This is a genomic window from Streptococcus caballi DSM 19004 (assembly GCF_000379985.1).
Classification (GTDB): Bacteria; Bacillota; Bacilli; order Lactobacillales; family Streptococcaceae; genus Streptococcus; species Streptococcus caballi.
The window spans coordinates 17,945-42,453 of sequence record NZ_KB904070.1 but is presented as its reverse complement, the minus strand read 5'-3'; the positions used below and the strand labels follow the sequence as shown (position 1 = coordinate 42,453).

The following is a 24,509-nucleotide window of genomic DNA, read 5'->3' as shown; positions in this document are numbered from 1 at the left end:
TCTTCGTTGCTCGTCAGACCATGCTTTTCACGCTCTGTTTTGAGGCTATAGTATGCGGACATGCCTGACACAACGAGATTCAGACTCGCTGTCGCTGGATTGGTATTGACAATTTTGATTTGTCCATTTTTATCCAGCTGATAGCCATAGGTCATGTGTTGNTTAACCAANCCAACTTTGTTACTTTTTACTTGATAAACAGTACCAATAGCAGGCAACGGTTTCCCTTGGACATCCGTATAGGCTAAACCAACGATATCCTTAGGGTCGTAATAAATCTGTAGTTTTCCTTTTAGGCTAGTAGCCATCAGCTTTTTCTGCTTTTCAGACAACTCCGTATAGATGTTTGGTCCGTTATAGGCCCAGCCTCCCATAATGCGGTGAGTATCTTTTTCAGGCATATTTGCCAGAGCATACTGGGTATTCATTGCCCCCAACGAGTGACCATAAACTTTTACTTTAGCATTAGGATACTGCTTCAAAATAGCATTAAAATCAGCTGAGGCATCCTCTAATTGAGCGGTGACATCTGTTTTAGAAGGGTTAAGGATGTTATAAGCCATCCCCGCATCAGCCTTTAGCCAATCATTAAGAACATCGGTATTAGTTATTTGTTCAGATTGGGAGAGGGAAGACTGTGTTTGGTCTGGCAGCCCAATTGGAGTGGTACCAGAGGTTAAGATACGAGTCCANTCTATCTTATAATTGCCAAACCCAGTTGACCCACGAAAGAGAACAGTAACCTCTGAAACTTCTTTGGGATCTTTGCCATATTCCTGTTCAGGGACAACCGCATAAACTTGCTCACCATTGCCATGTTCGTTATCGTAAATCTGAGACGTGTATCCGATACTTCTATCATATTGATCAAATAGTTCACGACCGAGAGAGACCTTTCTATACTCCGCCATAGCTATTTGAAGATTTTGTTCATTTAAATACTTTTTAGTGGACAAATTATTTACTCCTTTAATTGTTTCGATAGCTTAGCTGAGATAGTATAGCCGGATGTGGTTAGTATTTCATCATCTTCTCTGATAAGTCCAAATTGAAAATCTAAATCTTTATCACCATTTACGTAGATTGTAACCTCTATTCCCCCCATTGGATTGTAATAAAGACTCTTGGTATCAATCTGATAGGATTTAATGACACCATCTGGAGTTAATGCTTTTGGATCGTGAGCTTTCATATGCTCTTCATAAACTTTCTTTGCTTCCTTACTTGTCGCAATCTTGACCATCTTCTGATATTCTTGTTCTTTTTTGACTTGGTGTTGATGTACCATATAAAATATTCCTCCACTAATGAGACAAACTAAAGTGATTGGCAATAGCGTCTTCCAGATGTTCTTTTTCATTTGTTCTCCCTTATAGTTGGTTTTGTTATTAAATTAGAAATAAGTTACTAACATTATAGCATAATGTCGCGTAGAAGAACCGTATTCGCATCAGCCTTTAGCCAATCATTAAGAACATCGGTATTAGTTATTTGTTCAGATTGAGAGAGGGAGGACCTTGTTTGGTCTGGCAGCCCAATTGGAGTGGTCCCAGAGGTCAAGATACGAGTCCAGTCTATCTTATAATTGCCAAACCCAGTTGACCCACGAAAGAGAACAGTAACCTCTGAGACTTCTTTGGGATCTTTGCCATATTCCTGTTCAGGGACAACCGCGAATATCTGTTCCCCACTGCCGTATTCATTGTCGTAGACTTTGGAGACAATACCTACTGTGTCATCATACTGGGTTTTAACAATTTTATCTTCATGTAAATCTTTATATTCCGTCATTGCAATTTGAAGATTATCTTCGTCAATATATTTTTTACTCATCGCTTTTACTTTCTTCTTTTATCATTCTATAAAGTTTTCCTGATAATGTGTAGGTGCCTGACTTAAGTTTTCCATCATCATCTTCAATGATGGAGAATTGAAAGTCCAAGTCTTTGTTGCCATTTACATAGACTGTAACCTCCATTCCTCCCATAGGATTGTAGTAAAGGCTTTTTGTATCAACATGATAGGATTTGATGACACCTCTTGGAGTCAATGCTCGGGGATCATTTGCTTTCATATGCTCTTCATAAATCCTCTTCGCTTCCTTACTTGTCGCAATCTTGACCATCTTCTGGTGTTCTTGTTCTTTTTTGACTTGATGTTGGTGTACCATATAAAATATTCCTCCACTGATGAGGCAAATCAAAACTATTGACAGTAAAACGAATAGTCGTCTTTTCTTCATTTTCATACCCCCTATTACGTTATATTATAAATAAATTAGATTCTATAATTAACTTATAATATAACATAAAATTGACTCTTCCTCAGTATTTGGATAATCTTTTAAGACCTGATTAAGTGTCTTAGCAGCTGACTTCAACTGTGGCGTCGCTTCCTTACGCCCTGTCACAATATTTTTGGCCATGGGGAGATCGTTAGCAAGCCAGTCAGCTTTTGACCCCTTCTTTCCTGGCCCCTCCGAACCTCGATAGAGTACAGAAACAGTCTTTTTATCTGGACTCTCCACAATGTAAGCTTTTAAGCCGGTCTTATCCGTAACAACTTGGCGGACAGTACCAACTTCTATATATTTTCCTGCATCAGACTTCACTACTACCTTTTTATTAGGCTTGTAGGTCTTGTATTCTGTCTCAGCAATTTTCTGTCTTTCATGTTCTGAATAGTTAACCATCACTTATTCTTATGCTCCTTTACATAGTTTGATAATTCCTCTGAATAATCTAGACTTGAGCTTTGAATGACACCATTATTTTTTTCCAGTATAAAACCAATTTGTAATTTATGATCATTATTTACGTATACGTCAAACATTATCCCTCCCATCGGGTTATGTTCAATAGTAGTAGCGTCAATTTTATATGATTTAATAAAAGCTTTATCTGATAATGCATTCTCATCGAAATATTTTAAATCATCCTCGATAATTTTCTTTACTTCTTTGCTATACACAATGTCAACCATCTTATCATGCTCTACCTTTTGCATCAATTTATAACCTCCAATTGCTATACCTATGACTACTAAAATCGCCGCAAGGATTATCATTAGTTTTTTCATAACGCCTCCTTTATATTATTTTATAAATAAGTTAGAAACTCTAATTAACTTATAGTGTAACATAAATTACTAAAAAGGTTATATATGGATTGGATGGCAAAAAGACCAGCTCTCAAGATAACTTGAAGGCTGGTCTAGGAGATTTATGAAAAAGAAAAGTTTTAGGATGGTTATAGTATACGAAGATTGCCTTAAAGAAAACTGAAAGATATCCTAAAAAACTGTTCTTAAATCAATAAAGATGAGCCTGATATCAGAAGTTTTTTTACCTATTGCTTTCCTTCAACCAACTCACGTATTCCCACTACCATTGCTTCTACAATAGCTGTACTCTGTTCATCAAAGAGATGGGCAAAAAGTGCCGTTAGATTGCTTTCAAAATCTTCAGGTAAATGTGGGCAGGTCTTCTTGGCATAGGTCAACATGCGCTTTTCGCCTGGGTGTGTCTGCTCATTAAATGCAAAAATCAGATCAAAGTAGGAAGCCAGAAATTCAGCCACGCGATGATTAACCGTCACCAAATCGCCACGTTCCAAGGCCTTCTTGATTTGACGAGGATAGGCTGGCAGGTGGGTTGCCAGCAGTTGCATTTGGCGATTGATGATATTGTTTTTAAGCTCTTTTGGAAATGGCAGAGCTAGGTCCTTTTGTAGTTTAGCATAGCGACCAGTGCGGTCAAAGATAATCTTGCTCTTGAGCAGATTATGCCACATGGCTGTCGTGTAACTATTATGAGCCTGATGCTCCAAGACCACTGCCTCCACTTCTCTACGAAAATCATCCAGATTACGGTAGATGAATTCAATCTCAATGCCGTTATTAAGTACACCATCATCTTCCAACTCCCAAAATTGATTGCCATACTCCATATAGGAACAATACTTATCTAGCACATTTCGGCGCTTTTCAACAGCCAAAGGCTCTGTTAGATAAACATAGACATCGTAGTCCGACTGCTCATCAAACATCTCACCTGCCCGAGATCCACCTAGGACGATAGCTTCCACTTCGTCATACAAAAACAATTCTTCAACTAACTGATTAAACATCCTTTTCTCCTTTATTTCTCACTCAATCGTTTCATCCATTTGGAAATATCAGCACTGATGGTTGTTGGCAAGACGACATAGTGATCCTTGGATAAGTCCTCAGCGATGGCTGAGTGTAGGTAGATTGCCGCAGCCGTCGTTTCAAATAAATCATTTTTAAACTGGGCGACAAAGCCTGCTATCATGCCAGCCAAGGTGTCTCCCATACCGCCTGTGGCCTGATATGGACCGCCCACCTGCAACTCACCGATACGAGTTCCTTGATAGACCTTGGTCTGGTGGGACTTGGCTACCAGCACCGTTTCTTTTGGAAAATGAGCTAGCGCTTGTCGCGTGGTTTCTTCTGTTTGATCTGAAATGGACAGACCAGACAGACGTTCCCATTCTTTCTGATGAGGGGTGAGGATGAGTTTTGCTGTTTTCCAGTTGACAGATTGCTTCTTAGCTAGCAAGTTGAGAGCAGAGCCATCAATAATCAAGGTCTGGCTGGGGCTTATTTCGCCCAGGACCAGATCAAAAGTCTCCTTGGCGAGGTCATCTTCGGCCAGGCCAGGACCTATCAAAATCACATCTGCTGCTGACAGTTGTTTGGCCAATCGCGCTTCATCTGCCATGTCAAAGGCCATGGCTTCAGGCAGATGACTGTGAAGAGCAGTAATATTCTCCTTGTGTGTGGCAACCGTCACCAGACCTGCTCCGCTATTTACACAAGCAAGAGCAGCCATGATAATCGCGCCACCATAGGGGTAGTTACCGCCAATAAGGAGGGTACGACCAAAGGTTCCCTTGTGACTGTTAGCAGGGCGTGGCTGGATAACTTTGGCAGCTAGAACTTCATCAATAATCATATTTGGTCACACTTCTAAGAGCGGCTTGGTAAGTTTGCTCCATAAGCATGGTGATGGTCATCGGACCGACACCGCCAGGTACCGGGGTAATGAGGCTAGCGATAGGCTCGACCTCGTCAAACTTGACGTCGCCAATGAGCTTGCCATCCTCGTCACGGTTCATGCCTACATCAATCACTACAGCACCTTCTTTGACAAATTCCTTGGTCACAAAGTGGCCTTGACCGATAGCTACAATGAGAACATCTCCCTGCTTGGCTACCTCGGGTAGACTGCGCGTTCGTGAATGGGTCAGAGTTACTGTAGCATTTTTATCCAAAAGAAGCTGAGCCATGGGTTTACCAACAATATTTGAACGACCAATAATGACCGCGTGTTTGCCCTCTAGATCAACCTCATATTCATGCAACATTTCCATAATACCTGCGGGCGTACAAGGGACCATCTGCGGACGTCCGTTCCAGAGATGGCCTGTGTTCATCGGATGGAAACCATCCACATCTTTTTTAGGGTCAATGGCAAGCAGAATTCTCTTATCATTGATATGAGCTGGCAAGGGCAACTGCACCAAAATCCCATGAAAGGCTGAGTCTTGGTTGTAATGCTCGATGATATTCAGCAGTTCTTCTTCGCTGGTACTGTCTGACAGGCGTACTGTTTCACTCTTAAAACCTGCGGCAAGGGCAGAGCGTTCCTTATTGCGGACATAGACTTGACTGGCTGAATTGTCCCCAACCAAAATCACCACCAAACCAGGTACAATACCGTGTTCAGCCTTCAACTCTGCAACTTTATGAGCCAACTGTCCTTGTATCTTCTCTGCTAACGCTTTTCCATCTATTAACTTTGCCATAAACGACCATCTCCTGAATATTATTAAAACCATTATACCAAAAAAGGAAGCGATGTCACTTCCTTTATTTCATTTGCCTTTTCAGATGCCTTCTTTGCAAAAAGACAGATACAAGCACAATCAGAGCTGAATAGATGACAAAGCGCAGCCACATAGACATAGGCAAGACAATATGAGCGGTATCTGTCTGATTCATAAGAGAAGCCAGTTTTAATGAAGCAAAAACATAGCCAAGCTCTGGAATGAGATTTTGCACTGTGAGAATAAAGCCTCCAAGTCCTACCAGCATTGACAAAGCAACAGGCGGTGCAAAGCTTTTAATCACCAGCGAGAGATAAGACTGGATGGCCACCAAAGCTATAGAGAAGAGCGTGGCGACCAAATTCCAACCTAGCAGCTCCAGCGGATAGGCCATCTGAAAGTGGAAAAAGAAACCACTCAAAGAATACAGACCCAAAAAGTAAACTTGTGACAGCATAACCAAGGCAAGGGCTAGCAGCATTTTTGCCCAGATAATCTGCCTAAGTGAATAAGCCGACGTCAGCAAAAGTTTGATGTTATTATGTTTGTGTTCACCATACCAAATATAGGCGCAGACAATACCAATCATACATGGAAAGAAGAAAGCACCGTAAAAGAGATAAACTTGTGTCCAAAGGCTCAGCCACTCTTTATGTAGTATGCCTTGATTACCAGCATAATTCACGCTGCCATAAAAAACTGACATGAGGGGTAAGATTAAGAGCGGCAGCCATAATCTTGCCCGACGTAATTTTAAGCATTCAATTTTTAATAAAGTCATCTTAATCTCCAATCTTAACGCGCTTGCCGACTTGATAAAGGACAAGTCCTAGAATAATCGAGGCTATCAAAGGATAATAATCAAATGCAGCGATACGGTAAATAAACTTGTCTCCAACTTTCTCAGGCTGACTGGCTATGAGAAAAGCATACCAAGTATAAGGAATGACATACATAGTAGCTTTTGAAATGAAAATCATAATCACACTCATCAAACTAGCTAAAACAGCTACTGACAAGCTGATGAGCTGATTAGCCCATTTGAGAGACAAGATATAGTGAATGAGCATGATGACCGCAGAGATTCCTAAAATGGACAAGCCATACAGAACCAGACGCCCTATTGGTAGACTGACAGTGTAACCTCGCCATTTGATTAAAGCAAGCGTAAGCAACCACTCCAATACCTGCATAATGAGATAAGCACCATAAGTATAGATAAATTTAACCGCGTAGATAGACTTATAATCCACACCGCTGCTAGTCAAAATTTTCCACATCTTATGACGATTTTCCAGCTGAACAGCTATACTAACCAGACTAGCCAATATCACCGGCTGAACAATAATTTTGACCATAGCAACTGCATCCCAAACCCCATAGAGTTTGGCCAGACTCGCCAAATCTGCCGCGGTTTTATGATCAAAAATCTGTATGCAAGAAAATAAGATAGATATGACAAGAGAAATAAACAAAAGTCTAAAGATGGGTAACCCCCGATACTTTTTAGTTTCAATCTTAAAAAGTTTCAACATATCTACCTCCTACAAGACATCACTAGCTGTGAAGTCGATAAAGAGCTCTTCTAGCGACTTGCTAACTTCAAACACACGATAGACAGCTACATCAGCAAGCACCAAGCGTTTCACGACTTGTGCCAGTTGGGCATCAGCATAATGCGGCAATAAAATGCCCTGCTCCGTTAGTTGGATTTGACTGGCATCAAGCCCCAAAAGCGCAGCCACCTTATCATTGGCTGACGTTCTCAGACAGATATTACTGCTATGTTTGCTCTTGAACTGTTCAATGGTTCCTTGGTAGAGCAGTTTACCTTTTCCTATGATACCAATCTGAGTCACCATCTTTTCGATTTCATCTAGCGCGTGAGAAGAAATCATGACCGTAGTGTGAAACTTCTCAGGCAGGCTGCGAATAAGCTTACGAATCTCTTCACGCGCCTGCGGGTCAAGGCCGTTAGTTGGTTCATCCAAGATAATCAATTTAGGACGTCCCATGATGGCCATGGCAATACCCAAACGCTGCTTCATTCCTAGGGAATAATGCTTGACTCGCTTATCCTGATGATCCGTCAAACGAACAATAGCTAGCGCTTCTGCCACATCATGATTCGTCAGCCCCTTCAATTCTTTCAGAATCTGCATATTCTCAAAGCCTGTTAGATTATCGTAGTAAGCGGGCTCCTCAATCAGAGAACCAATCTGATTTAGAATACCCACGCGATTAGCCTCCGTCATGGGAACTCCTGCCACTGTAACCTGACCAGAGCTTGGCTCCAGAAGACCACAAATCATTTTCATGATAGTTGACTTACCAACACCATTTGGTCCGATAAGTCCGTAAATCTCTCCTTGTTCAATATGCAAATCGCTTAAATCAACAGCAATCTGCTTTCCAAAAACTTTCTTGACTTCTTTTAAACGAATCATTGTTGTCATGTGTGTGCCTCCTTTTTCTTGACACCTCTAGTATAGCGTCTGCTCCTTACCTCTTCTTACTCTCTACCTTAATTCTTCCTTAATTTTTAGGAAAATGGCAGAGCGGGCTTTTTGATTATGCTATACTAAGATTGAGGTGAACTGATATGAAAGAAAAAGAGAGAAAACTACTCTTCTTAGATGACAATCCTGAGATTTTAGACATAATCACAGAAAGTCTATCTATTGCTGGTTTCAGTCATTTGACACGGGCTGCCAGCAAAAAAGAAGCTTTGAAACTTCTGGAAAGGGAAGCCTTTGACTTAGCCATTTTGGACATCATGCTGCCAGATGGTTCAGGTTTCGAAGTTTTGCGGGAAATTCGTAAAAATTCCAACATGCCTGTGCTCTTTCTGTCTGCGGTGTCTGACATTGAAAAGCAATACCAAGGTTTCGAGCTGGGAGCGGATGACTACATCGTCAAACCTTTTCGTCCTAAAGAGTTGGAGTTACGACTACTATCCATTCTCAAGCGCAGCTATCCGCCGCAAGATGACGTGGTGCAACTAGATAGTTGTCAGATCGATTTTGAGCGCGCAGCCATTCTCAAAGAGGGTCAAGAAATTCCGCTAACCGCTAAGGAATACAGCCTGCTCAAGGTGCTATACAATCACAAAAATAAAATCGTCACCTTCGACCAGCTCTTGAGTAAGGTCTGGGGTGACAATTATCAGGGCTATGAGAATACGCTAATGGCACATATCCGTAAGGTGCGGCAGAAGATTGAGGCTAATCCGTCTAAACCTGTCCACCTCATTACCATTAAGGGGCTGGGCTACCAGCTGCGGGTGGATTAGATGACAACCTTTAAGTATTTTTCTAAGGTACTACTGACCTATTTTACTACGGTGGTTCTTCTAGGGCTGACTGCCATTTTTATCTTTTTATTTGGCAGCTATCACATCATTGATAGCATGCAAAACAGTCATGAAGAGCCGACAGCTATCGTCAAAACAATGGTCAGTCATAGCCAGTTACAGCTAACCACTCAGAATAAGAAAGTTCTAGACAAGCAAAAAATCTGGCTTATGCTATTGTCAGAGCAAGGGAACATTGAACAATCCTACCGCTTACCAGACAAGCTTAAGCGCCACTACAGCATGGCAGATGTGGCTCGTTCGTCACGCTGGTATCTAGATGATTACCCTGTTTTTACCTTTGTCGTTGGTGAAAAAGTTCTCATCTTAGGCTATCCCAAGGGGTCTTTTGAAAAATATCCTGCCAACTACTACAACGTCCAAAATTTCTTTAGCATCGCAAAGCTGGTTGCAGGTATTTTTGTGGGACTAATCATAGCCTTATTGGCTATTTACCTGCGGTCGCAAATGAGGCTGCGTAAGGAATTCAAACCGATCACTCAAGCCCTTGCTGACTTGTCTGATAACCGACCTGTCCTTCTTGATGAAAAAGGCAACCTGTCTGAAATCAAGTCTGCTCTTAATCAGACCTTGCAGCTCTTGATTGAAACCAAGGAAATGCGTAGCCATTGGATACGCGGTATCAGTCACGATCTGCGCAACCCTCTGACCCTTATCCTTGGGTACACTAACCAACTTGAAAGTCTGCAAGGTCGCAGTCATCAAACTCAGCAAATCGAAGCTAATATTCATAAAATGGAGGGCATCATCTCCAACCTTAATATGAGCTATCTGCTGGAAAATCAAGATATTGAACAGGAAATGACCATTTTTGACCTTAATGGTCTCCTCAGACAAATCATAGCTGATCTCTACAATAACTATGAAGGGATTGATTTGAGCTTTAAACTGCCAGAAGAAGCAACTCCTGTTCTGGGTAATAAAACGCTGCTAACACGCGCCATCAACAATATTCTTCTCAACAGCCTAATGCACAACACCTCGCCACAACTGAAACTCAACTTACAGCAGGTTGAAGACCACGCACAACTGATAATCACAGACAATGGTTCTATTAGTGATGAAAAAATCCAAGAGCTCAATCAAAAATCCCGCAATTATGACACTCATGGAATGGGGACAGTCATCACTAAGCAAATCATTGCCCTACACCGCGGAGAGATTCAGTTTGGTAGTAACCATCCAGGCTTACTTGTTAGTATTCAACTGCCTATCTTAAAGTGATTGCCGAAAAAAGATCGACGAGATTACTTTACTTGAAAGTTATCAAACCTAAACTGTTACAAAGACACTTCTTGTTTAAGTAATCCAAAATAGTGTTATTGACTTCGCTTTTCGCTGAAGTCAGTGAGTGGAAATGACAGCAAATTATACGACTTGACTCCTATTTCATTGGTGCATTGACATCAAACTAAACAGTTTAACGCCATCTCTCTTGTGCAACATCTCCTTTCATAGTTTTGAGATGGTAATATTTTCTGTCAGAGGCATCAAGTTCTTTCCTTTCTCCCGCAGATTTATGGGAGAATGCTCTAGACAAAGCTAAATCTAGCAGATTTTGCTATAATAGCAGTATGAATGAAAAAGTATTTCGTGACCCTGTTCACAATTATATTCACGTTAATAATCAGGTGATCTATGATCTCATCAATAGTAAGGAATTTCAGCGGCTGCGTCGTATTAAGCAGGTACCGACAACGGTCTTTACCTTTCATGGGGCAGAGCACAGCCGTTTTTCTCATTGCCTAGGTGTCTATGAGATTGCCAGACGGGTAACTGAAATTTTTGACGCCAAGTATAGTGACATTTGGAATCCTGACGAATCCCTTCTCACCATGGTTGCTGCTTTGCTGCACGATATTGGACATGGAGCCTATTCGCACACCTTTGAGCGCCTCTTTGAGACAGATCATGAGGCTTACACGCGCGACATCATTACTAGTCCCGAAACGGAGATCAATGCCATCCTAGTTAAGGTAGCACCTGACTTTCCAGAAAAAGTGGCCAGCGTTATCAATCATACTTATCCCAATAAACAGGTCGTGCAACTGATTTCTAGTCAGATTGATTGCGACCGCATGGACTATCTGCTGCGCGATTCGTATTACACAGCTGCTCATTATGGGCAATTTGATCTGACGCGAATTTTACGGGTTATTCGTCCTGTGGAAAATGGCATCGCCTTCTCACGTAATGGCATGCACGCCGTCGAAGACTATATTGTCAGTCGTTTTCAAATGTACATGCAGGTTTATTTTCATCCTGCCAGCCGTGCTATGGAGGTATTGCTGCAAAACCTGCTCAAGCGAGCCAAGCTGCTCTTTAAGACCCAACCAGAGTTTTTCGAGAAATACTCGCCACACCTTCTTCCCTTTTTTAAGAATGACTTTGCTTTAGCCGATTATCTAGCGCTTGATGACGGTGTCATGAACACCTACTTCCAGTCTTGGATGACTTCTGAAGATGATATTTTGGCGGATTTGGCTAGTCGCTTCATTAATCGCAAGGTTTTCAAGTCGGTCACTTTTGACCAAGCATCTGAAAAGGAATTGCACCATCTGATTGACCGAGTTGCTGCTGTCGGTTTTGACCCTGATTACTACACAGGTATCCATATCAATTTTGACTTGCCTTATGATGTCTACCGACCTGATGTCCACAACCCTCGCACACAAATTGAAATCATTCAAAAAGACGGTAGCCTAGCAGAGTTATCCACTTTATCCCCCATCGTGACAGCCTTGACAGGCTCTAATTATGGTGATCGTAGGCTCTATTTTCCAAAAGAAATGTTGCAGGTTGACGACCTCTTCACAGCAGACAAAGAAATCTTCCTCAGTTACATTTCTAATGAACATTTTGAGTATAACAAGTAAAACCTGAGAATCACCTCAGGTTTTTATGGGTAGAAAAAGCATGTCCTCAACAATACCCTATGCTTATACTGCTGCTAATTCATAGGTGTAAGTCACACAGATCTCGCCCCGACTGTTAGTTGTTTGCTGATTTTCATCAGTCTTTTGAAAACCGCACTTTTCAAGCAGAGCAATTGAGGCTTGATTATCGGACACAACGGTTGCTCGAACAGCCTGCGCAGCCAATTCTTCAAAAGCCAAGTGACAAAGAGACTGGAGTACTTCGGTCCCCATACCTTGTCGCCAATAAGTTTTGTTAAGCGTGTAGCCAACCTCTAAAATCCCTTCTTGACTTGGTCTTAGGCTGGCGTTGCCAATCAATTTTTTCTCAGCCAGCAACTCAATCCCATAGCGACCAAGAGGCTGTGACAAATTCCATTTGACAAGTGACAACTCACTTTCAGCCATATCCTTATGCGGAAAATAATCATATCTCAGCACTTCATCATCGGAAGTGTACTCATGATAGTCTGATAAGTCTTTGATTGACATCGGTCTCAACAGCAAACGTTCTGTTTTGACCTGTCTATGTTTTGCAAATCCAATTAAGACCTTATCTTGCCAATCCATCGCTGACCTCCTTTATTTTCCTCAGTATAACATAGTTCTTGACTATTTAGCAAAACAGCTGCTTTGCCGTCCAATAAACTCAAAAAATCTAATCCAAGCAGTTTTTCTCTGTAGGAAAGGTTGTTTAACTTTTTTACCAATTCCCCTTAAAATAAAGGATAACCAAGTCTAGTATAAGGACAAATTTTCCATATCAGCCATGACAAATAGGGCATTTTTTAGTAAGATAGTAGGGAGAGAATTTTTAATAGGGAGAAGACTATGTCAATAAAACTAGTGGCTGTCGATATCGACGGCACATTGATTACCAAGGATCGCAAGATTACTCCCGAAGTTTACGATGCGATTCAGGAAGCTAAAAAACAAGGCGTCAAAGTTATCATCGCAACAGGTCGTCCTATCGCTGGTGTCCAAGATTTACTTGAGGAACTTAATCTCAAAGACCACGGCGACTATGTAATCACTTTTAACGGGGGGCTGGTGCAGGATACCTCTACTGGCGAAGATATTGTCAAAGAAACCATGAAATACGATGATTACCTCGACATTGAATTTCTCAGCCGTAAACTAGGTGTTCACATGCATGCCATCACTAAGGAAGGTATTTATACAGCCAACCGCAACATTGGCAAATACACAGTTCACGAGTCAACTCTGGTCAATATGCCTATCTTCTACCGTACACCCGAGGAAATGACAGGTAAAGAAATCGTCAAAATGATGATGATTGACGAGCCAGAAGTTCTGGACGCAGCTATTGCCAAGATTCCACAAGAATTCTATGACAAGTACAATATCGTCAAATCAAGGCCTTTCTACCTTGAATTTATGAACAAAGAAGCCAGTAAAGGTAATGCCATCATTCACTTGGCTGCAAAGATGGGGCTTGATATGAGTCAGACCATGGCTATTGGTGACGAAGAGAATGACCGTGCCATGTTAGAAGTTGTTGGTAATCCTGTTGTCATGGAAAATGGTATTCCTGAACTCAAAAAAATCGCCAAATACATCACCAAATCAAATGAAGAAAGCGGTGTTGCACATGCCATTAGAGAGTGGGTCTTAAAATAATGTATACCTATAAAATTGGAATTTCAGCTCAAGAACACGACGAATTTGTCAAAAATAGTTCGCAAACTAATCTTCTGCAAAGTTCAAGCTGGGCCAAGGTTAAAGATAACTGGGGCAATGAACGCCTTGGCTTCTATGACGGGGAAAAACTAGTCGCAGCTTGTAGCATTCTCATTCAACCCTTACCTCTGGGATTTACCATGCTTTATATTCCACGTGGTCCTATCATGGATTACGAGAATAAAGAACTAGTTTCCTTTGTCATGGCTAGCTTGAAAAAATTCGGCAAAAGCAAGCGAGCACTCTTCATCAAATGTGACCCTTTCATCTTACTTAGTCATCATCAAATTGACCAAAATCCTATTGACAATCCGCAGGCACAGACTGTTATTGCTAATTTGCAAGCGGCTGGTTGTGAGTGGGTTGGACGCACAACTGACATGGCTGAAAATATTCAACCACGCTTTCAAGCTAATATCTACGCAAACAATTTTTCCGAAGGTAACCTATCCAAGAAAATCCGTCAAGAGATTCGCACAACTCGCAATAAAGGCGTTGAAGTAACCTTTGGTGCCCATGAATTGTTGGAAGATTTTGCCTACCTGATGAAAAAGACTGAGGATCGCAAAAGTATTCACCTACGTGGTCTTGATTACTACAAAAAACTACTGGATACCTACCCAGACAGTTCTTATATCACTCTAGCCACACTTAATCTAAAAAAACGTTATGACGACTTAGAAGCACAGAAGGCCAAGGCTGAACAGACGCTGGCTAATTTTGGAGAAAATACCAAACCTGGTAAGATTGACAATACTAAGAATGAGATTAAGCGTTTAGCAGATGAAATGACTTTTCTCCAAGAACACTTGGCTCAAGGCAAGGAAATTGTTCCCCTTTCAGGAACCTTATCTCTAGAATTTGGCAAAACCTCCGAAAATGTTTATGCTGGTATGGACGAGGAATACCGTCGTTATCAGGCTCCTGTCTTCACTTGGTTTGAAACTGCCAACCATGCCTTTGAACGTGGCAATCTCTGGCAAAACATGGGAGGCATCGAAAATGATCTCTCAGGTGGACTTTATAACTTCAAATCTAAATTCAAACCTGAAATTGAAGAATTCATCGGTGAATTTAACTTACCAGCCAGCTCACTCTATAAAGTTGCCAACCTAGCCTATACTTTACGTAAGAAACTAAGGAGCAGACACTGATGCCATTAGAAAAAATTTCAAAAGCAGATTTCAAAATGCACATCCAATTGGCTGAACAAAAATCTTTCATGCAGAGTTTGGAAATGGCTGAGCTTCTTACAAAAAGAGGCTATGATATTGACTATGTTGCTTGGAAAGAACAAGAAACAATTGAAATTTCAGCTATTTTATACAGCATGCCAATGATCGGCGGCCGTTATTTTGAAATTAACTGCGGACCTGTTATTACTGACATGTCCCATCTAGCTGATTTTTACGCAGCTTTGAAAAACTATGCTAAAAGACAAGGTGCTCTGGAACTGGTCATCAAACCTTATAATACCTATCAAACCTTTGACAGCGATGGACAGCCAAGCAGTCAAGAAGAGACAGCTTTGATTAGCATGCTGACAGAGCTAGGATATCAATATGACGGCCTTCAAACAGGCTATCCTGGTGGTGAACCTGATTGGCATTATGTTAAGGATTTGACGGGCTTAACTGACGATAATCTCCTTAAATCTTTCAGCAAAAAAGGTCGTCCCTTGGTCAAAAAAGCCAAAACATTTGGCACTAAACTGCGTAAGTTAAACAAAGACGAATTAAGCATTTTCAAAGAAATCACTTCTTCTACGTCTGATCGCAGGGATTACAGTGATAAGAGCCTTGATTATTATCAAGACTTCTATGATAGTTTCGATGATACTGCTGAGTTTATGGTGGCAAGCCTCAATTTTCAAGACTATCTTGACCATCTTATCAAAGATCAAAATAAGCTTGGTAAACGTATGGCCAAGCTGGAAAAGGATTTGGAAAATAGCCCACATTCTGAGAAAAAGCAGAATCAGCTTCGCGAATTGACTAGCCAGTTTGATACCTTCACAACTCGTCAAAAAGAAGCCAAGACTTTAATTGCAAAATACGGTCAAGACGATGTTATACTAGCAGGTAGCCTCTTCATCTATACACCACAAGAAGCCGTTTACCTCTTCTCTGGTTCTTATACTGAATTTAACAAGTTTTACGCGCCAGCTCTTCTCCAAGAGCATGTTATGCTAGAAGCTATCAAACGAGGAATCACCTTTTATAACTTCCTTGGTATTACTGGGGAATTTGACGGATCAGATGGGGTTCTTCGTTTCAAACAGAACTTCAATGGTTACATTGTCCGCAAAATGGGGACCTTTCGCTACTATCCAAGTCCTATTAAATACAAATTTATTCAAGGAATTAAAAAACTCCTTGGACGTCATTAACCATATCTCTCCTTTATCCAAGGAGAGATTTTTTATAAAGCAAGAATACAAAAAAGCCCTAGCCTAGCTAGGACTCTCCTATTTAATTAAAACTTATTTGACAAAATCAAGCAATGCAAGGAAACTTTCTGGGTCAAGTGATGCACCACCAACGAGGGCACCATCCACATCAGGACAAGCCATGTATGAAGCAACGTTTTCAGGTTTAACTGAACCGCCATATTGCACACGAACTTTGTCAGCTACAGCTTGACCAAAGTCTTTCGCAACTACATCACGAACAACTTTACACATTTTTTGTGCATCGTCTTGGCTAGCTGATTTACCAGTACCGATAGCCCAGATTGGTTCGTATGCGATAACAAGTGATGAAACTTGCTCTTCAGACAATCCTGCAAGTGCTGCTGATACTTGAGCACCTACAAATTCTGCTGCTTTACCAGCTTCGTAAGTTTCAAGCGTTTCACCACAACAAATGATAGGAAGCATACCATTTGCAAAGATTGCTTTTGCTTTTTTATTAATATCTTCATCAGTTTCGTGGAAGTATTCACGACGTTCTGAGTGACCAATAACAACATAGTTAACGCCCATTTCAGACAACACTTTTGGAGAAGTTTCTCCAGTGAAGGCTCCAGCGTCTTCAAAGTAACAGTTTTGTGCAGCAACCTTAAGTTCTGAGTCTTTAGCGAACCAAAGCAAAGCATTCAAATCAACTGCAGGCGCTGCGATAGCTGCTTCTACTAAGTCAGCAGAAGGCAATTTTCCTGCAATGGCCTCAACAAAAGCTTGTGCTTCTTGAGGGTTTTTGTTCATTTTCCAGTTACCAGCGATAAATGGTTTACGTGACATTTCACATACCTCTTCTTTTTTTATTTACCCTTTTATTTTACCACAATTCTATAACGATTTAAAGGATTAGTAATAGTTTCACAAAGATTTATAAAAAGAAAAGAGCCTCATTCGAGACTCTTTCACAATTTAAGTTGTCTGACTTAAAATTGTTATCTGGGAAAACTTAATTTCTTAAGCTTCGATTTCTGAAACGATACCTGAACCAACAGTACGTCCACCTTCACGGATTGAGAAAGTAGTACCTTGTTCTACGGCGATTGGGTGAATCAACTCAACATCGATAGTCACGTTATCACCAGGCATAACCATTTCTGTACCTGCAGGAAGTTCGATAGAACCTGTTACGTCAGTTGTACGGAAGTAGAATTGTGGACGGTAGTTGTTGAAGAATGGAGTATGACGTCCACCTTCTTCTTTAGTAAGAATGTAAACTTCACCTTTGAATTTAGTGTGTGGGTGGATTGAACCTGGCTTAGCAAGAACTTGACCACGTTCAATTTCATCACGTTGGATACCACGAAGAAGAACACCAACGTTATCCCCTGCAAGACCTTCATCCAATTGTTTACGGAACATTTCAACACCAGTAACAACAGCTTTTTGGATGTCGTCACGGATACCAACGATTTCAACTTCATCGTTGACACGAACAGTACCACGGTCGATACGTCCTGATGCTACAGTACCACGACCAGTGATTGAGAATACGTCTTCGACTGGAAGAAGCAATGGTTTGTCAGTATCACGTTCTGGTTCTGGAATGTATTCATCAACAGTATCCATCAATTCCATGATGATATCTTCATAGTGAGTGTCACCTTCAAGGGCTTTAAGAGCTGAACCTTGGATAACTGGAAGATCGTCACCTGGGAAATCGTATTCTGAAAGAAGGTCACGGATTTCCATTTCAACCAATTCAAGCAATTCTTCATCATCAACAAGGTCGATTTTGTTCATGAAGACGATAAGGTGTTTAACACCAACTTGACGTGAAAGAAGGATGTGTTCACGAGTTTGTGGCATTGGTCCATCTGTAGAAGCTACTACAAGGATAGCTCCGTCCATTTGGGCAGCACCAGTGATCATGTTTTTAACGTAGTCCGCGTGTCCTGGAGCGTCGATGTGGGCATAGTGACGTTTAGCAGTTTCGTACTCAACGTGTGCAGTGTTGATTGTGATACCGCGTTCGCGTTCTTCAGGAGCAGCATCAATTGAAGCGTAGTCTTTTGGTTGGTTAACTGCGCTTGGAAGACGACGAGCAAGAACTGTAGTGATTGCAGCTGTCAAAGTAGTTTTACCATGGTCAACGTGTCCGATTGTACCAATGTTAACGTGTGGTTTACTACGATCGTATTTTTCTTTTGCCATTTAGGAAAAGCCTCCAATAAAATATATTTTATAGATAGACGGTAGGCAATACAGTCTAACTTTACCTTACTATTTTAACAAATTATAATGGAAATGCAAGTGTTTTGCTGCTTTTTTGCTTTTTTCTTTACTTATCTAGCTTGTGATAAGGCTGTATTTGAACGGATTGACCAAGGTTGGATGCATAAATCCAACTAGCATTTTCCAGTTGTTTGAAGTTTTCAGCACGACCGGTTAGAATAACACCGGCGAATGTGGCAGTTTTAGGATCAGGATTGGCTTTAAGGTAGGCCCCGATATCTTTCTTCGAATCTAATTCGTTTCCGTCTGCACCACCATATGTGCTACCTATATAATCTTTTTCCAATGCTTCCTTGGCAGATTCTTGGAAAAACGTATAACTGTTTTGTACTCCAGTTAAAGCATCTACAGAATCTGGAGCATCTGTATCAATTTTTGACAAATCAGCTTTCTTGTCTTTCTTTACTGCCTCATCTGCTGCTGTCTCCCATTTCTTTGCTTGCTGATAGGTCATGGTGGCTTTTTCATTATAAGCCATACCAAAAACATCACTCAATTGTATCGTACTAGTATCATACTTGCTTGTCGTACCAATCCAATACCAATTCGTCTTGAGGTTGTCTGGAACCATTTTCATGATTTCTTCTAACGTATAACTTTTATCAAAAGTAATAGCCATCTCCACTGCTTGACCAGACATTTCTGAAGTGAGTTCAATATCCTGTGTCACTTTTACGTAACTATCTTTACTATTATAATTATATTTTATATTGTAGAACATAGGAACTTTGTTACCACTTCCTCGTGTATAATTTGAGCGATTATCATCACCTAACATCGTCCCTGCACCATTATTACTACCACCCAATATGCGAAGGGAGTAGCTAGCTTCAAAAGGTTCAAATGGAACAATGATTCCATCAATATCTTTGAAGCGGTCAGAATAAAATGTCCCTGTAAATTGCGAGGTTGGATTAAACCCCCAAGTACTATAAGAAATATTTGGATAAGCAATCTGGCTTTGAAGTACATAGCGATCTCGAATGCCTTCACCATTTCGGCTAGTTAGAAAATTCAAACCCATGTAAGTTGCAACCAGAATTCCCAGAGCTAAAACAGTGCTTAATACAATATTTCGGAGGGTGGTTCTCCGTTTGCTTTTCTTAGCAATTTTTTCAAAATCATTTGAAATCTTCATAAGTATAACCTTCCTTCTCTAAAATCTTAACTAATTGCCTTCTTCCGCGCATGAGATCAATTTTGACCTTGCTGATGGAGATGTGGAGAACTTGACTGATTTCTTTGACAGACAAGTCTTGAAAATAGTATAAATCAATGACCAAACGATAGGCTTCTTTCAGCTGCATAACAGCGTGATAGAGTGGTTCATAGTCGGGACTATCAAACTTGACAAAGTTTTCTTTATGGAAAAATTCTCTCTGCAAAATATCCAAATATTTTTTATCTCTGCGATAACTATCAATGTAGGTTCGAACGGCAACACGATACATCCAAGCCCTCATTTTCTCATAAGGTAAAACAATGTCGCTCTCCAACATTTTCAACAAAACATCCTGACTAATATCAACAGCTATTTCGGCAGCCACACCTGATTTTTGAAGGTAGAATGCAATTTCCCTTGCAAAGTCAACCAATTCTTTTTCATAATCATCTAGTTTGATAAGCCTTTCTCCTTTCAACTAATTTGACAATCGTTTCTCCTCCTTCACCAATAAAACGAACGTACTCTATTTTGGTTACAAAAAAACCTCCCCAAAAGGAGATTCTTAATAGAAGCTACTGATGTCAATGACATTACTTGCTTTATTTTCTTTTTTTAATTTATCTTGATAAGTTTGTTGAGCCTCTTGGTAAATGGCTCGCCGCTTCTCATTAGCATCAATATTTAAGACGAAGCCAATAGCAACAGATAAGACTAATAAACTATTTCCTCCTTGCGATAGGAAAGGAAAGGTTACGCCCGTTGATGGAATTAAGCCTGAGATACCACCAATATTGACAAAAACTTGCATAAGAATCATACTGCCTAGACCTAAGGCAATCATGGAATTGAAGGGATCCTTTGCTTTGATGCCAACATTCATGATACGAAGAATAAGGAAAAATAGCAGAGCTAAAATCAGGGCTGCACCAATTAAACCTAACTCTTCAATAACGATTGAAAAAACAAAATCTGTTGTTGCCTCAGGTAAATAGCCCTTCTTCTCAATAGAATTACCAAGCCCACGTCCAAACCAACCACCATTACTCATAGCATAGTATGAATTCGCTAACTGGTGACCAGAATCGCCCAAATCCTTGAAAGGATTGAAGAAAGCGCTAAATCGCTTAGCAACATAACCAAATACGGGCACCTTTTCCATCGTCTCGACACCAACGGCTGCTATAATTCCTAAAAAGAGTGCTGAGAGGCTGACAGTTGTTGCCAAGATGGCCGAAAACCAACGATAACCAATCCCACTGAGAGAATACATGATTAAAGCTGTCAAAACGATAATAGCCGCATTCCCTAAGTCGGGTTGAGCAGCTACTAAAAGAATCATAACTAAGGCATAAACCCGCCAATCCTTCAAATCACTCCACTTTCTGGGGTACCATTTACGCTTGGTCAAGGCCTGATAATCATAAGTTTGGATTAGTTCCTGTCTTCTGGCAAATGTAAATGCCAAAAACCAGACGATAATAACTTTTAAATATTCCGCTGGCTGAAAGCTAATCGGTCCTAGCACAATCCAACCGTGGGCACCGTTGACCTCCTTGGTAAAGAAGCGTGCGATTAGCAAAAGAATGATTTCTATCAGCATGACCATGGTTAGAACTCTGGAATTCTTCAAGAAATTCAATTTCAGCTTATAGATAAACAAGATTGCAATCAGACTGACTATCCAAAAAGCGCCTTGATTGATAACTGAACGAAATGGATTCAAACCATACTGGATCAAAGTCGTGCTGGTTGTAGAATAAACAACTATCAAACCAAGAACCGATAAGATTAAATAAGGCAATAGGATAGAATAATTTAATAGATGCCTTTTATCAATTTTCATAATTACCCCTAAACATTCGAGATTAACATTAGCATTATACCATCTTTCCTAACTAAAAAAAAGAAAAAGCGGCTCTTTCGAGTCGCCTCTTCACTTTATCAGCCTGAGTTGCGCAAACCTGTAGCAATACCATTGATGGTAATATGAATCAATTTTTCGTAGTCTTCATCGAGCTGGTCATTTCTTAACCGTTTAATCAATTCAATTTGAACATAGTTCAAAACGTTGAAGTATGGCAAACGATAATCTAGACTTGCTCGTAGGGATGGGCTTTCTTCAATCAAATTATCGTGCTGTTCAATAGCCAAAATGGTATTTTTAGTCAATTGCCATTCATCCAAGATAGTGTTGAAAACATCTCTCACTGCTTCATCTTGCGCTAATTGGGCATATTGGAAGGCAATATTCATATTAGATTTAGACAGAACCATATCAACATTTGACAGTAAAGAATTAAAGAATGGCCATGTTTGATACATGTGCTGCAATTTAGCAAGGTTATCTGGGGCTGCATCGATAAAATGCTTGAAAGCAGAACCGACACCATACCAACCTGGGAACATGATCCGGTTTTGCGACCATGAGAAGACCCAAGGAATAGCACGGAGACCTGAAATTTCAGTGATAGTCTTGCGGGCTGCCGGACGAGATCCAATGTTAAGGCTGGATACTTCCTTAATTGGACTGGCCTCGAAGAAATAATCATAGAAATGAGGATTGCCAAAGACAAGATCTCGGTAAATGACATTAGAATCTGCCACAATACTATCCATGGTTGCTCTGAAATCATCAATTTCATTTGGATCCGTAATCATGCGGGTCACCATACGATCAATAGAGGCAGAAATCAGCATTTCCAGATTATAATAAGCTGCATCCTTATTACCATATTTATTTTCGATGATTTCGCCTTGCTCTGTCAAACGAATGCGGTCCTTAATGGAGCCGAAGGGTTGGGATGTTATGGCTTCATAAGATGGGCCGCCACCACGACCGACTGTTCCTCCACGACCATGGAAGAAAGTGATTTTAACGCCGTGCTCTTCGCCAATTTTAGTTAGTTCATTTTGAGCTTTATAGAGAGTCCAACCAGATGACAGGTAACCACCGTCTTTATTAGAGTCTGAATAGCCTAACATAATTTCTTGATAGTTATTTTTTGAAGCAATCCATTTTTGAACAATATCGTACTCAAGGTATTGTGTCATGATCTCACGTGAATTGTCCAAGTCCTCAATGGTTTCAAAAAGTGGAACAATCTGAACACGAGCTTTTTCTGTGTCAACCAAGCCAACCTCTTTGAGCAGGATAGCCAACTCAAACATGTCAGACACACTTTCCGTGTGAGAGATGATATGTTGCTTGATCACTTCCTCACCAAGCTTATCTTTAAGTTCACGCGCTGTTCTAAAAATGGCCAATTCTTTTTGAAGTTGCTCAGATTTTTCAACATGAGTTGATGACAAGGTACGTGGATCTTCAAGCAATTCTTTCAAGAGCACCTGACATTTTTCCTCTTCAGACAAGGCACTGTAATCATCAACAATATTAGCTGATTTGAGCAATTCTGCCACACAGGCTTCATGCACGCTGGAATCTTGACGCATGTCAATGCTTGCCAAGAAGAAGCCAAAGACATCAACAGCCTGCAAAAGCTCAGCAAAATCACCAGTAATCAAGGCATCATCTCCGTTTTCCAGAAGAGAATTCTTGATTAAAAGAAGGTCTGCTTTAAACTCAGCAGCTGTTTGATAAGATGCAGCCGCCTCTTCATCAAACTCAGAGGCCACCTCTGCCACCTTATTTTGAACATATTTGGCGACTACACTAGCATTAGTAGAACTTGTGTAAATATCAGCTGTCATATTTAATTGATCAAAGCGACGTTTTGGAGATTCATCTCCACGCTTCAAATCAATCATGGTTTGAATCAATTTTGACTGGATATAATGGAATGCCTTACGATAAGGTTCATTTTCACGATAAATTGATTTATCAAAAGAACGAGCAGCTAATGCTTCAACTTCTGGGCTAATATGCGTCAGACTAGTTGATAGCGAGAAGGAACGATAAAGCCCTGTTAGTTTTTCAATGTAATAATTGAAAATAACTTCACTTTGGACAGTGGCCGAAAGGCGAAGCGTTTCAGCTGTAACGTAAGGATTTCCATCACGGTCACCACCAATCCACATCCCCATTGTGATTGGCTTAGGATTGTCCAGTTCAATACCACGTTGTTGAGCCAATTTTTTATATTCAAGCGTTAATTTTGTAATGGCCTTAATCAAGGAAGTGTTGTAGTACTCCATGACATTGGTGATTTCATTTTTAACCTTGAGTTTCTTTTCACGGATAATATCAGTTTGCATGATGATTTCGACATAACGACGAAGATCTGCATACCATTTTTCCTTGTTAACCACACCAGTTTGTACGTCGCGATATTTACGAAGTAGATTATGGATTTTGTTGGTTAATTCCAAGACTGTCTTACGTTGAACTTGTGTCGGATGGGCTGTTAATACCGGAACAACATTGACATGTTCAAGAATGTCTTTTGCATTATCATTTTCAGAGACAAGATCAATAGTCGTTGACATTTTTCCTAAGTAGTCAGCGTTGGTATTGTTTTTGTAGTTAATCTCATAAGCCAAATCCACGTCTTCTGAAATATTAATCAAAAGTGGGAGAGTTGAGAAATAGCGTGAAACAATAACCATCTCATCATTGCTCAGCTGAGCAATGAGTTTTTCGAGATTGGAGTAGTCTTCCTTTGTAGATAGTTCAACGATCTTTTGAACCTTAGCAAATGCTTCTTCCCCAACCATGTGCTGTGTTGTTTCATCAAGTATTTCTTTTAAAATTTCAACTTCTTCAGTAATGATACTCTGGTTGTCATTACTTTCCAGTTTTTTAATTGCCACACGATCACTCCTTCACTTGGTGTACTGTTCTATCATACCATTTTTA

Annotated in this window: 24 protein-coding genes and 1 pseudogene; 6 read left to right on the top strand and 19 right to left on the bottom strand. The window is 40.5% G+C overall.

The window, feature by feature from the left end:
• The 12 genes and pseudogenes from A3GS_RS13370 to A3GS_RS0103660 all read right to left on the bottom strand — a co-directional run.
• The coding region (locus A3GS_RS13370) for an Mbeg1-like protein (protein ID WP_476712957.1) at positions 1–563 on the bottom strand (563 nt) is incomplete at its 3' end.
• A 398-nt stretch (positions 564–961) separates the two neighbouring features.
• Positions 962–1,360, bottom strand: a complete 399-nt coding sequence (locus A3GS_RS0103710; RefSeq protein ID WP_018364078.1) for a DUF1310 family protein — start codon at positions 1,358–1,360, stop codon at positions 962–964.
• A gap of 53 nt (positions 1,361–1,413) precedes the next feature.
• The gene (locus A3GS_RS0103705) at positions 1,414–1,833 is read right to left on the bottom strand and encodes a hypothetical protein (protein WP_018364077.1); all 420 of its coding nucleotides are present in this window, start codon (positions 1,831–1,833) and stop codon (positions 1,414–1,416) included.
• On the bottom strand, positions 1,826–2,242 hold the full coding sequence (locus tag A3GS_RS0103700) for a DUF1310 family protein (protein ID WP_026216258.1): 417 nt from the start codon (positions 2,240–2,242) through the stop codon (positions 1,826–1,828). The genes A3GS_RS0103705 and A3GS_RS0103700 overlap by 8 nt, the downstream gene beginning before the upstream one ends.
• Positions 2,243–2,323: 81 nt before the next feature.
• Positions 2,324–2,692: pseudogene (locus A3GS_RS11450) on the bottom strand (triacylglycerol lipase); the annotation flags it as partial.
• A complete protein-coding gene (locus A3GS_RS0103690) occupies positions 2,692–3,078 on the bottom strand; it encodes a DUF1310 family protein (RefSeq protein ID WP_018364074.1) in 387 nt (128 codons plus the stop codon). The pseudogene A3GS_RS11450 and the gene A3GS_RS0103690, both read right to left, overlap by 1 nt.
• Positions 3,079–3,347: 269 nt before the next feature.
• The gene (locus A3GS_RS0103685; RefSeq protein ID WP_018364073.1) at positions 3,348–4,127 is read right to left on the bottom strand and encodes a DUF4037 domain-containing protein; all 780 of its coding nucleotides are present in this window, start codon (positions 4,125–4,127) and stop codon (positions 3,348–3,350) included.
• Between the two features lie 11 nt (positions 4,128–4,138).
• Complete coding sequence (locus tag A3GS_RS0103680; protein WP_018364072.1) at positions 4,139–4,975, bottom strand: NAD(P)H-hydrate dehydratase; 837 nt, start codon at positions 4,973–4,975, stop codon at positions 4,139–4,141.
• The gene (locus A3GS_RS0103675) at positions 4,965–5,828 is read right to left on the bottom strand and encodes a bifunctional methylenetetrahydrofolate dehydrogenase/methenyltetrahydrofolate cyclohydrolase (RefSeq protein WP_018364071.1); all 864 of its coding nucleotides are present in this window, start codon (positions 5,826–5,828) and stop codon (positions 4,965–4,967) included. The genes A3GS_RS0103680 and A3GS_RS0103675 overlap by 11 nt, the downstream gene beginning before the upstream one ends.
• A gap of 64 nt (positions 5,829–5,892) precedes the next feature.
• Entirely contained in the window at positions 5,893–6,630 is a 738-nt protein-coding gene (locus A3GS_RS0103670; protein WP_018364070.1) for an ABC transporter permease, read from the bottom strand.
• 1 nt (position 6,631) lies between these two features.
• Positions 6,632–7,384, bottom strand: a complete 753-nt coding sequence (locus tag A3GS_RS0103665) for an ABC transporter permease (protein WP_018364069.1) — start codon at positions 7,382–7,384, stop codon at positions 6,632–6,634.
• A gap of 9 nt (positions 7,385–7,393) precedes the next feature.
• The gene (locus A3GS_RS0103660; RefSeq protein WP_018364068.1) at positions 7,394–8,305 is read right to left on the bottom strand and encodes an ABC transporter ATP-binding protein; all 912 of its coding nucleotides are present in this window, start codon (positions 8,303–8,305) and stop codon (positions 7,394–7,396) included.
• Between the two features lie 146 nt (positions 8,306–8,451).
• On the opposite strand from A3GS_RS0103660, the gene A3GS_RS0103655 reads away from it, so the two are divergent.
• The 3 genes from A3GS_RS0103655 (at position 8,452) to A3GS_RS0103645 (ending at position 12,098) form a co-directional block, all read left to right on the top strand.
• Positions 8,452–9,141, top strand: coding sequence for a response regulator transcription factor (locus tag A3GS_RS0103655; protein ID WP_018364067.1), 690 nt, complete (start codon positions 8,452–8,454; stop codon positions 9,139–9,141).
• Positions 9,142–10,446 (top strand): sensor histidine kinase, encoded by a 1,305-nt coding sequence (locus A3GS_RS0103650; RefSeq protein ID WP_018364066.1) that lies wholly within the window; start codon positions 9,142–9,144, stop codon positions 10,444–10,446.
• Between the two features lie 350 nt (positions 10,447–10,796).
• Positions 10,797–12,098, top strand: coding sequence for an HD domain-containing protein (locus tag A3GS_RS0103645; RefSeq protein WP_018364065.1), 1,302 nt, complete (start codon positions 10,797–10,799; stop codon positions 12,096–12,098).
• A 63-nt stretch (positions 12,099–12,161) separates the two neighbouring features.
• On the opposite strand, the gene A3GS_RS0103640 is transcribed toward A3GS_RS0103645, so the two are convergent.
• Complete coding sequence (locus A3GS_RS0103640) at positions 12,162–12,707, bottom strand: GNAT family N-acetyltransferase (protein ID WP_018364064.1); 546 nt, start codon at positions 12,705–12,707, stop codon at positions 12,162–12,164.
• 261 nt (positions 12,708–12,968) lie between these two features.
• Between A3GS_RS0103640 and yidA the strand changes: the two genes are divergently transcribed.
• Genes yidA through A3GS_RS0103625 form a run of 3 tightly spaced genes read left to right on the top strand, consistent with a single transcriptional unit; the run spans position 12,969 to position 16,227 of the window.
• Positions 12,969–13,778: a sugar-phosphatase gene (yidA, locus tag A3GS_RS0103635; RefSeq protein WP_018364063.1), complete on the top strand. Its 810-nt coding sequence runs from the start codon at positions 12,969–12,971 to the stop codon at positions 13,776–13,778.
• The gene (locus A3GS_RS0103630; RefSeq protein ID WP_018364062.1) at positions 13,778–14,992 is read left to right on the top strand and encodes an aminoacyltransferase; all 1,215 of its coding nucleotides are present in this window, start codon (positions 13,778–13,780) and stop codon (positions 14,990–14,992) included. The genes yidA and A3GS_RS0103630 overlap by 1 nt, the downstream gene beginning before the upstream one ends.
• A complete protein-coding gene (locus A3GS_RS0103625) occupies positions 14,992–16,227 on the top strand; it encodes an aminoacyltransferase (protein WP_018364061.1) in 1,236 nt (411 codons plus the stop codon). Before A3GS_RS0103630 ends, A3GS_RS0103625 begins: the two co-directional genes overlap by 1 nt.
• A gap of 93 nt (positions 16,228–16,320) precedes the next feature.
• On the opposite strand, the gene tpiA is transcribed toward A3GS_RS0103625, so the two are convergent.
• The 6 genes from tpiA to ppc all read right to left on the bottom strand — a co-directional run bounded on the left by tpiA (position 16,321) and on the right by ppc (position 24,463).
• Positions 16,321–17,079, bottom strand: coding sequence for a triose-phosphate isomerase (gene tpiA / locus A3GS_RS0103620; protein ID WP_018364060.1), 759 nt, complete (start codon positions 17,077–17,079; stop codon positions 16,321–16,323).
• A 174-nt stretch (positions 17,080–17,253) separates the two neighbouring features.
• On the bottom strand, positions 17,254–18,450 hold the full coding sequence (gene tuf, locus A3GS_RS0103615) for an elongation factor Tu (protein WP_018364059.1): 1,197 nt from the start codon (positions 18,448–18,450) through the stop codon (positions 17,254–17,256).
• Between the two features lie 127 nt (positions 18,451–18,577).
• A complete protein-coding gene (locus tag A3GS_RS0103610) occupies positions 18,578–19,669 on the bottom strand; it encodes an anti sigma factor C-terminal domain-containing protein (RefSeq protein ID WP_018364058.1) in 1,092 nt (363 codons plus the stop codon).
• Positions 19,653–20,171, bottom strand: a complete 519-nt coding sequence (locus tag A3GS_RS0103605; protein WP_018364057.1) for an RNA polymerase sigma factor — start codon at positions 20,169–20,171, stop codon at positions 19,653–19,655. Before A3GS_RS0103605 ends, A3GS_RS0103610 begins: the two co-directional genes overlap by 17 nt.
• Positions 20,172–20,258: 87 nt before the next feature.
• Positions 20,259–21,539 (bottom strand): cell division peptidoglycan polymerase FtsW, encoded by a 1,281-nt coding sequence (ftsW, locus tag A3GS_RS0103600; RefSeq protein WP_018364056.1) that lies wholly within the window; start codon positions 21,537–21,539, stop codon positions 20,259–20,261.
• Positions 21,540–21,637: 98 nt separating this feature from the next.
• Positions 21,638–24,463: a phosphoenolpyruvate carboxylase gene (ppc, locus tag A3GS_RS0103595; RefSeq protein ID WP_018364055.1), complete on the bottom strand. Its 2,826-nt coding sequence runs from the start codon at positions 24,461–24,463 to the stop codon at positions 21,638–21,640.
• Positions 24,464–24,509 lie beyond the last annotated feature (46 nt).

Coding starts and splice junctions, on each gene's coding strand:
- A3GS_RS0103650 (WP_018364066.1), top strand. CDS start 9,142: ATGACAACCTTTAAGTATTTTTCTAAGGTACTACTGACCTATTTTACT.
- A3GS_RS0103705 (WP_018364077.1), bottom strand. CDS start 1,833: ATGAGTAAAAAATATATTGACGAAGATAATCTTCAAATTGCAATGACG.
- A3GS_RS0103680 (WP_018364072.1), bottom strand. CDS start 4,975: ATGATTATTGATGAAGTTCTAGCTGCCAAAGTTATCCAGCCACGCCCT.
- A3GS_RS0103660 (WP_018364068.1), bottom strand. CDS start 8,305: ATGACAACAATGATTCGTTTAAAAGAAGTCAAGAAAGTTTTTGGAAAG.
- yidA (WP_018364063.1), top strand. CDS start 12,969: ATGTCAATAAAACTAGTGGCTGTCGATATCGACGGCACATTGATTACC.
- A3GS_RS0103710 (WP_018364078.1), bottom strand. CDS start 1,360: ATGAAAAAGAACATCTGGAAGACGCTATTGCCAATCACTTTAGTTTGT.
- A3GS_RS0103645 (WP_018364065.1), top strand. CDS start 10,797: ATGAATGAAAAAGTATTTCGTGACCCTGTTCACAATTATATTCACGTT.
- A3GS_RS0103630 (WP_018364062.1), top strand. CDS start 13,778: ATGTATACCTATAAAATTGGAATTTCAGCTCAAGAACACGACGAATTT.
- A3GS_RS0103690 (WP_018364074.1), bottom strand. CDS start 3,078: ATGAAAAAACTAATGATAATCCTTGCGGCGATTTTAGTAGTCATAGGT.
- A3GS_RS0103640 (WP_018364064.1), bottom strand. CDS start 12,707: ATGGATTGGCAAGATAAGGTCTTAATTGGATTTGCAAAACATAGACAG.
- A3GS_RS0103700 (WP_026216258.1), bottom strand. CDS start 2,242: ATGAAGAAAAGACGACTATTCGTTTTACTGTCAATAGTTTTGATTTGC.
- ftsW (WP_018364056.1), bottom strand. CDS start 21,539: ATGAAAATTGATAAAAGGCATCTATTAAATTATTCTATCCTATTGCCT.
- A3GS_RS0103610 (WP_018364058.1), bottom strand. CDS start 19,669: ATGAAGATTTCAAATGATTTTGAAAAAATTGCTAAGAAAAGCAAACGG.
- A3GS_RS0103675 (WP_018364071.1), bottom strand. CDS start 5,828: ATGGCAAAGTTAATAGATGGAAAAGCGTTAGCAGAGAAGATACAAGGA.
- A3GS_RS0103665 (WP_018364069.1), bottom strand. CDS start 7,384: ATGTTGAAACTTTTTAAGATTGAAACTAAAAAGTATCGGGGGTTACCC.
- A3GS_RS0103670 (WP_018364070.1), bottom strand. CDS start 6,630: ATGACTTTATTAAAAATTGAATGCTTAAAATTACGTCGGGCAAGATTA.
- A3GS_RS0103655 (WP_018364067.1), top strand. CDS start 8,452: ATGAAAGAAAAAGAGAGAAAACTACTCTTCTTAGATGACAATCCTGAG.
- A3GS_RS0103685 (WP_018364073.1), bottom strand. CDS start 4,127: ATGTTTAATCAGTTAGTTGAAGAATTGTTTTTGTATGACGAAGTGGAA.
- tpiA (WP_018364060.1), bottom strand. CDS start 17,079: ATGTCACGTAAACCATTTATCGCTGGTAACTGGAAAATGAACAAAAAC.
- A3GS_RS0103625 (WP_018364061.1), top strand. CDS start 14,992: ATGCCATTAGAAAAAATTTCAAAAGCAGATTTCAAAATGCACATCCAA.
- tuf (WP_018364059.1), bottom strand. CDS start 18,450: ATGGCAAAAGAAAAATACGATCGTAGTAAACCACACGTTAACATTGGT.